This is a genomic window from Streptomyces sp. NPDC029216 (assembly GCF_040648015.1).
In the GTDB taxonomy this organism is placed as follows: Bacteria; Actinomycetota; Actinomycetes; order Streptomycetales; family Streptomycetaceae; genus Streptomyces.
This window is the reverse complement of sequence record NZ_JBEZWL010000055.1, coordinates 21,010-27,899: the sequence shown is the minus strand read 5'-3', so window position 1 is coordinate 27,899 and position 6,890 is coordinate 21,010. Positions and strand designations below refer to the sequence as shown.

At 74.1% G+C, this 6,890-nt stretch carries 5 protein-coding genes and 1 tRNA gene; 5 read left to right on the top strand and 1 reads right to left on the bottom strand.

Translation table 11 applies throughout. The features are described 5' to 3' along the window. The 4 genes from AB0F18_RS20675 to AB0F18_RS20660 all read left to right on the top strand — a co-directional run. Positions 1-2,373 (top strand): hypothetical protein (locus AB0F18_RS20675; protein WP_362062712.1); only part of this gene is annotated, 2,373 nt, incomplete at its 5' end. A gap of 196 nt (positions 2,374-2,569) precedes the next feature. Then, positions 2,570-4,333, top strand: a complete 1,764-nt coding sequence (locus AB0F18_RS20670; RefSeq protein ID WP_362062748.1) for an MFS transporter — start codon at positions 2,570-2,572, stop codon at positions 4,331-4,333. A 65-nt stretch (positions 4,334-4,398) separates the two neighbouring features. Then, positions 4,399-4,611 carry a hypothetical protein gene (locus AB0F18_RS20665; protein WP_362062710.1) on the top strand — a complete coding sequence of 71 codons (213 nt, stop codon included), beginning with the start codon at positions 4,399-4,401 and terminating at the stop codon, positions 4,609-4,611. A 121-nt stretch (positions 4,612-4,732) separates the two neighbouring features. After that, a complete protein-coding gene (locus tag AB0F18_RS20660; protein ID WP_362062708.1) occupies positions 4,733-5,374 on the top strand; it encodes a sortase in 642 nt (213 codons plus the stop codon). Positions 5,375-5,432: 58 nt separating this feature from the next. Here AB0F18_RS20660 and AB0F18_RS20655 read toward each other — a convergent pair. Next, positions 5,433-5,505 (bottom strand) — tRNA-Arg (locus tag AB0F18_RS20655). Between the two features lie 168 nt (positions 5,506-5,673). Here AB0F18_RS20655 and AB0F18_RS20650 point away from each other — a divergent pair. Continuing rightward, on the top strand, positions 5,674-6,879 hold the full coding sequence (locus AB0F18_RS20650; protein WP_362062706.1) for a cytochrome P450: 1,206 nt from the start codon (positions 5,674-5,676) through the stop codon (positions 6,877-6,879). The last annotated feature ends 11 nt before the right edge of the window (positions 6,880-6,890 follow it).

The window sequence follows — 6,890 nt, the reverse complement described above, 5'->3', positions numbered from 1 at the left end:
CGCCCCGCGGACGCCAAGCCCTCGGCCGCCTCTGAGCGCACGGCCGTCTTCCGTGCGGTCAAGCCGGGTTCCGCTTCGGCGGACTCCGCCGAGGCCGCGGACGAGGAGCGCCCCGCGGACGCCAAGCCCTCGGCCGCCTCTGAGCGCACGGCCGTCTTCCGTGCGGTCAAGCCGGGTTCCGCTTCGGCGGACTCCGCCGAGGCCGGGGACGGGAAGCGCCCCGCGGACGCCAAGCCCTCGGACGGCTCCGAGCCCGCCGCGTCCGGGAAGCCGGCCGCGCAGGACCCGCGCGCCGAGACCAAGCCTTCGGCCGGCTCCGAGCGGACGGCCGTCTTCCGTACGGTCAAGCCCGGTTCCGCTCCGGCGGACGCCGAGAAGTCCTCGGCCCCCGCCGCGCAGGACCCGCGTGCCGCCGAGCCGTCGGAGGACTCCGAGCGCACGGCCGTCTTCCGTGCGGTCAAGCCCGGTTCCGCTCCGGCGGATTCGGGGAAGGCCGCGCCCTCCGCCGCCGGCAAGCCCGTCGAGGACGAGAAGCCGGCCGCCCGGGACCCGCGTGCCGCAGGGAAGCCGTCCGAGGACTCCGAGCGGACGGCCGTCTTCCGTGCCGTCAAGCCGGGTTCCGCTCCGGCGGGCGCCGGTGCGAAGGACGCGGCCACCTCCGGGGCGCCCGCGGACGCGGGCAAGCCGGACGCCGGCAAGCAGGAGGCCGCCAAGCCCGGCCAGGGCAAGCCGGACACGGGCAAGCCCGACGCCAGCAAGCCGGACGCCGCCAAGCCGGACGCCGCCAAGCCCGGCCAGGGCAAGCCGGACACGGGCAAGCCCGACGCGGGGAAGCCCGGCCAGGGCAAGCCCGACGCCGGCAAGCCGGACGCCGGCAAGCCCGGCGCCGGCCAGAGCCCCGTCGCCGCGCCGCCGAAGGCGGCCCCGGCTCCCGAGGCGCGCGTCAGCAAGTTCGTGCCGCTGCGCGCCGACGGCGAGCCCGCCCCGGCCAAGCCGCAGCCCGCCGCCCCCAAGCCCGACCCCGCGGCCGCCGCCCCCACCGTGCGCCGGCTCGACCCCAGCGAGCGCACCACGCAGCAGCCGCTGCCCCCCAGGCCGCCGCTCGACATGCTGGCGGACCTCACCAACAACCCGCCCCCGCCGCCCAGCCCCCTGCGGACGGTGGTGCGGCGCGTCAAGATCTACGCGCCGATCGTGGTGCTCCTGGCCGTCATCCTGGCCGTCGTGCAGCTGGTGCGCCCGCTGCCCGCGCCGAAGCTCGTCCTGACCGCGAAGTCCCAGTACACCTTCCCCGGCGGGGCGCCCGAGCTGCCCTGGCCCACCGAGGGCCAGGCCTCGATGGCCGCCGCCGGCCTCGGCACGATCGGCTCGTCCGGCGAGCAGAAGCCCGTGCCGATCGCCAGTGTCACCAAGTCGATGACGGCGTACATCATCATGCGCGACCACCCCTTCAAGAAGGGTGAGAAGGGCGCGATGATCGACGTCGACAAGACCGCCGAGACCGAGGGCCAGAAGGACAAGTCGGACAACGAGTCCACCCTCAACACGGTCAAGGAGGGCGACAAGATCTCCGAGTACGACGCGATCGCCGCCCTCATGATCCCGTCGGCCAACAACATCGCGCGGCTGCTGGCCCGCTGGGACTCCGGCTCCCAGGAGGCGTTCGTCAAGAAGATGAACGACACCGCCAAGCAGCTCGGCATGACGAACACCACCTACACCGACCCCTCGGGCCTGGACGCGAGCACCGTCAGCACCGCCGAGGACCAGGTCAAGCTCGGCCTCAAGATCGTCGAGATCGACGCGATGGTGGACATCACCCGCAAGCCCTCCTGGACCGACCAGACCGGCAAGAACTGGCCGAACTGGAACCGCCTGGTCCCGTACAACGAGTCGCTCGGCATCAAGACGGGTACGACGACCAAGGCCGGCGGAAACCTCCTCTTCGCCGCCTACAAGAAGGTCGGCGACACCAACCAGCTGATCGTCGGAGCGGTCCTCGGCCAGCACAAGCCGCCGATCATCGACACCGTCATCGCGGCGAGCAAGAACCTGCTGGTCGCCACCCAGAAGTCGCTGGAGGGCGCGCCCGTCGTCAAGAAGGGCGACGTCGTCGGGTACGTGGACGACGGCGTCGGCGGCCGGACCAAGGTCGTCGCCACCGCCGACGTCCAGGCGGTCGGCTGGTCCTCGCTGACCGTGGACATCAAGCTCGGCGACGGCGGTACCAAGATCCCCGAGACGGCGAAGGCCGGGACGGCGGTCGGTGTGCTGACCGTCGGCGACGGGGCCAGTCAGGTGAAGGTGCCGGTGGCGCTCCAGTCGGAGCTGACCGCGCCGGGCATCGGCAGCAAGCTGACCCGTATCGGCTGATACGGGTCGGCGGGCGCGCAGCGGCGCCCCGGGCAACCCCGGGGCGCCGTGGCGCGTCCAGGGAGCCGGGACGGGACCCTGGCGTCGTGTCGGGAAGAGAGCGTCGTTCGTGACCACAGCTGAGCAGCACAAGCCCGGACGCCGGGTACCCGGCCAGAGGCAGCACCCGCCCGCCGCGGACCCGGCGGGCGGCGTCCTGGGCCGGGCGCACCGCCACCCGGTGGCGGTGGCCGCCGCCGTGGCGGCCGTCCTGCACGTCGTCTGGTTCTTCTGCTTCGCCAACAGCGGCGGGGACCTGGCCGCGCAGGACGCCTGGGCGGAGTTCGTCGGCCGGCACCCGGACACGGCGTACAACCTCGCCTGGTACGGGGGGATGCACCCGGTCTCGTACAGCGTCGTGTCCCCGTACGTCATGCACGTGCTCGGGGTCCGCACCACGATGATGATCGCCGGCACCTGCTCGGCGGCCCTCCTGGCGCTGATCCTGACCCGCTGCCGGGGCGCCGTCCGGCGCCCCCTGTGGCCCGCCCTGGCCGGGGTCTACGGGCTGTTCTGCAACGCCCTCTCGGGCCGGGTCACCTTCGGGCTCGGGACCCTCTTCGCTCTCGGGGCCGTCGCCGCCGTCTTCTGCTGGCCCCGCAAGTGGGCCCGGCGGCGCTGGGCCAAGGCCGCCGTCGCCGCGCCGCTGGCCGGGCTGGCGACGGCCGCGAGCCCGGTGGCGGGGCTGTTCCTCGGGGTGGTCGCGGCCGCGCTGTTCCTGAGCGGGCGGCGCCCGGGCGCGTACGCGCTGGGGCTGGCCCCGGCGGCGGTGGTCGGGCTGTCGGCCTGGCTGTTCCCCTTCTCCGGGACGCAGCCGATGAAGATCGGCTCGGCCTGGCTGCCCTTCGTCTTCGGGCTGGCCGTGGCCTTCCTCGTGCCCAAGCGGTGGAAGACCGTCCGGATCGCTGCCGCCGTCTACACCCTCGGGGTGTTCCTGACCTGGGTGATCGACTCCCAGGTCGGCTCGAACGTGACCCGTCTGATCATGCTCTTCGGCGGGGCGGTGCTGCTCGCGGCCCTGCCGTACGAGGTCCCGCGCACCCGGCGCCGGTACGCGCTGCTGCTGGCCTTCGCCGGGCTGACGGCGTGGATCACCACCAACAGCATCACCGACATCGTCCGCACCACCCCGGTGGCGGCCTGGAACCGCGAGCTGGCCCCGCTGGTCGACCAGCTGCAGAAGGCCGGCGCCGACCGGGGCCGGGTCGAGGTGGTCCCGGCCAGCAGCCACCGCGAGTCCTCGGCGTTCCCCGCGTACGTGAACCTGGCGCGCGGCTGGAACCGGCAGGCCGACCTGGAGCGCAACCCGCTCTTCTACGACGACACCCTCACCGCCGAGAGCTACCGGGCCTGGCTGGAGCGCTGGGCCGTGCACTACGTGGTGCTGCCGGCCGACAAGCCCGACTCGGGCGGCGAGGCCGAGGCCGAGCTGCTGCGCGGCGGGCTGCCGTACCTGCGGCAGATCTGGGGCGACGAGAACTGGCGGCTGTTCCAGGTGGACGCTCCGTCGAGCCTGGTGGGCGGGCCGGCCCGGGTGGTCCGGGCGGGCGCGGACCAGCTGGTCGTCGAGGTCTCGGCGCCCGGCCGGGTGCTGGTGCGGATCCCGCACTCGCCGTGGCTGGGGCTGGTGGACGGGGCGGGCAGGGCCGTGGAGCCCCCGCAGGAGACCCCGGCGTCGAAGGCGCGGGGCGCGGCGGGGTCCGGGACGCCGAAGGAGTACGCGAACACCGCCGGGTGCCTGTTCAAGGCGGCCCCCGACGGCGAGGGCGACGTGTGGACGGAGCTGCTGGCCCCGGCGCCGGGGGAGTACCGGATCGCGGCGAAGTACCAGCTGCCGCGGGGGACGCCGTGCCCGGAGGAACTGGTGCGGGCCACCGTGGGCGCTGCGGCGGGCCCCGGTCCGGCCGGTCCGGGTGCATAGGGCCGCATATCTGCATACGATCCCATTAATCGGATCGGTTGCCTCCCGAAGGAGTTGACGACGGGATGACCAAAGACCAGAAGCAGGACGCCCCCCAGGCCGCGCTCGCGAAGGCCTCGGAGCAGCTCCAGCTGCACGCGCCGCGCACGCACGGCCACGGCTTCGAGGGCCTCGTCCGCAGCAAGGTGAAGGGCGGCGCCCACACGAAGGCGGACCTCAAGCGGGCCGGCACCCCCCAGGGCGACCGGATCGGCGAGCGCAGCAGGGGCCTGAGCTGACGGAAGCCGCAAGCAGCCCTCCCGCCCCGGGAGGGCTCTTTACGATTCCGCGCCCGACCCTCCGGGCAACCGTTACCTCACCGCCGCACGACCCGAACACGCCCTCCGTAGCGTCACCCCCATGCCCCCCACGTCCACCCCCACCCCCACCCCCGTCCCCCGCACCCTGGCCGCCACCGCCCTCGCGCTCACGGCCGCCGCCCTCGCCCTCACGGCCTGCGGCACCGCCTCCGCGACGAAGCTCCCGGCGGCCCCGGAGGTCGCCGCCACCGCCTCCGCCCCGGCCCCGGACCCGGCCCCCGCACTGGAGCGCTCCCGGCCCACCGGCCTGCGGATCGACGCGGCGGGGGTGGACGCGAAGCGGATGCTGGACCTCAAGGTCGACCCGTCCACCGGCGAGCTCGGCGTCCCCGACCCGGACACCGAGCCGAACACCCCGGGCTGGTGGACCCAGGGCGCGGCCCCGGGCGAGAAGGGCGTCTCCGTCCTCGTCGCCCACTTCGACACGAAGCACGGCCCGGCCCTGATGAAGGACCTCGCGAAGATCGGACTCGGTGACCTGGTCGAGGTCCCGCGCGAGGACGGCAGGACGGCGAGGTTCAAGATCCGCGAGATCGAGGACGTCGACAAGAAGGACTTCCCCACGGACAAGGTCTACGCCGACACCCAGCGCCCGGAGCTCCGCCTCCTGACCTGCGGCGGCGACATCGTGAACGGCCACCGCAGCCACAACGTGATCTTCTACGCGGACCTGATCGCCTGACCCGCCCCCCAACGCCGAAGACCCCCGACCGTTCCCGGTCGGGGGTCTCCCGTCACTGTGCCCCCGGCAGGATTCGAACCTGCGACACCCGCTTTAGGAGAGCGGTGCTCTATCCCCTGAGCTACGAAGGCGGGGCCTCGTGCGAGGCCCTGGGCCGCCGCGAAAGCGGCCCAGGCACAGCGTAGCGGATCAGGTACCGGCTCCGGGGCCCGGTTTTCCGCCGGGCGCGCGCCCGCATAATCGGCGCAGGGGTCCGGCCGGGGAGGCGGGGCCGGGAGCGTCGTACGCGAGGGGGAACCATGAGCGACACCGCCGGAGCGGCCGTGCTGCCGCAGCCGTTCGGGGAGGGGTTCCGGGAGGACCCGTACGCCGTGTACGCGCGGCTGCGCGCCGAGGGGTCGGTGCACCAGGTCGCGCTGCCCGACGGGTCGCCGGTGTGGCTCGTGACGCACGAGGCCGACGTGCGCGCGGGGCTGGCCGACGGCCGGCTCTCCGTCAACAAGCGGCACTCCGGCAACGGGTTCAAGGGGTTCTCGCTTCCCCCGGCGCTGGACGCGAACCTGATGAACATCGACGCCGGCGACCACCTGCGGCTGCGCCGCCTGGTCGCCCAGGGGTTCACGCCCCGGCACGTCGAGGGGATGCGTACGGCGGTCCAGGCGGCGGTCGACGCCTTCGCGGACCGGCTCGTCGCGCGCATGGAGGCTGACGGGGCCGCCGATGTGGTCGCCGAGTTCGCCGGGCCGCTGCCGCTGAAGGTCATCGGGGACCTGCTGGCCGTGCCGGAGGACGACTACGGGCGCTTCGCCGGATGGACCGGCTCCATGCTCCTGCCGGGCAGCCGCGAGGAGCTCGCGGGGGCGGTGCAGAACGTCCACCGCTTCCTCGTCGAGCTGGTCGCCGAGCGGCGCGCGGCCCCGGGCGACGACGTCCTGTCGGGGCTGATCGCCGCCCGCGACGCCGGTGACCGGCTCAGCGAGGACGAGCTGGTCTCCCTCGCCTTCCTGATCCTCATGGCCGGCAGCGAGAACGTCCAGCACCTGATCAGCGGCGGCCTGTTCACCCTCCTGACGCACGGGGAGCAGCTGGCCGAGCTCCGGGAGCGGCCCGAGCTGCTGCCGGAGGCCGTCGAGGAGCTCTTCCGGTACGCGGTCCCCAACCACAGCGCCATCCGCCGCTTCCCGACCGAGCCGGTCGAGATCGGCGGCGTGCGGATCCCCGCGGGCGACACCGTGCTCTTCTCGCTCGCCTCCGCCCACCGGGACCCGGCCCGCTACCCCGAGCCGGACCGCTTCGACCCCGGCCGGGCGGACAAGGCCCACCTGGCCCTCGGGCACGGCGTCCACTACTGCCTCGGCGCGCCGCTGGCCCGTACCCAGGTCACCCTCGCGCTCGGGACCCTGCTGCGGCGGCTGCCGGGGCTGCGGCTCGCGGTACCCGCCGAGGAGCTGGCCTGGACCACCACCTTCCGTTTCCACGCGCTGCGCGCACTGCCGGTGGCCTGAACTTCCGGGGC

Bases quoted from the DNA above. Each gene is read 5' to 3' on its own strand.
- AB0F18_RS20665 (WP_362062710.1), top strand. From the start codon at position 4,399: ATGACCAAAGACCAGAAGCAGGACGCCCCCCAGGCCGCGCTCGCGAAG.
- AB0F18_RS20660 (WP_362062708.1), top strand. From the start codon at position 4,733: ATGCCCCCCACGTCCACCCCCACCCCCACCCCCGTCCCCCGCACCCTG.
- AB0F18_RS20650 (WP_362062706.1), top strand. From the start codon at position 5,674: ATGAGCGACACCGCCGGAGCGGCCGTGCTGCCGCAGCCGTTCGGGGAG.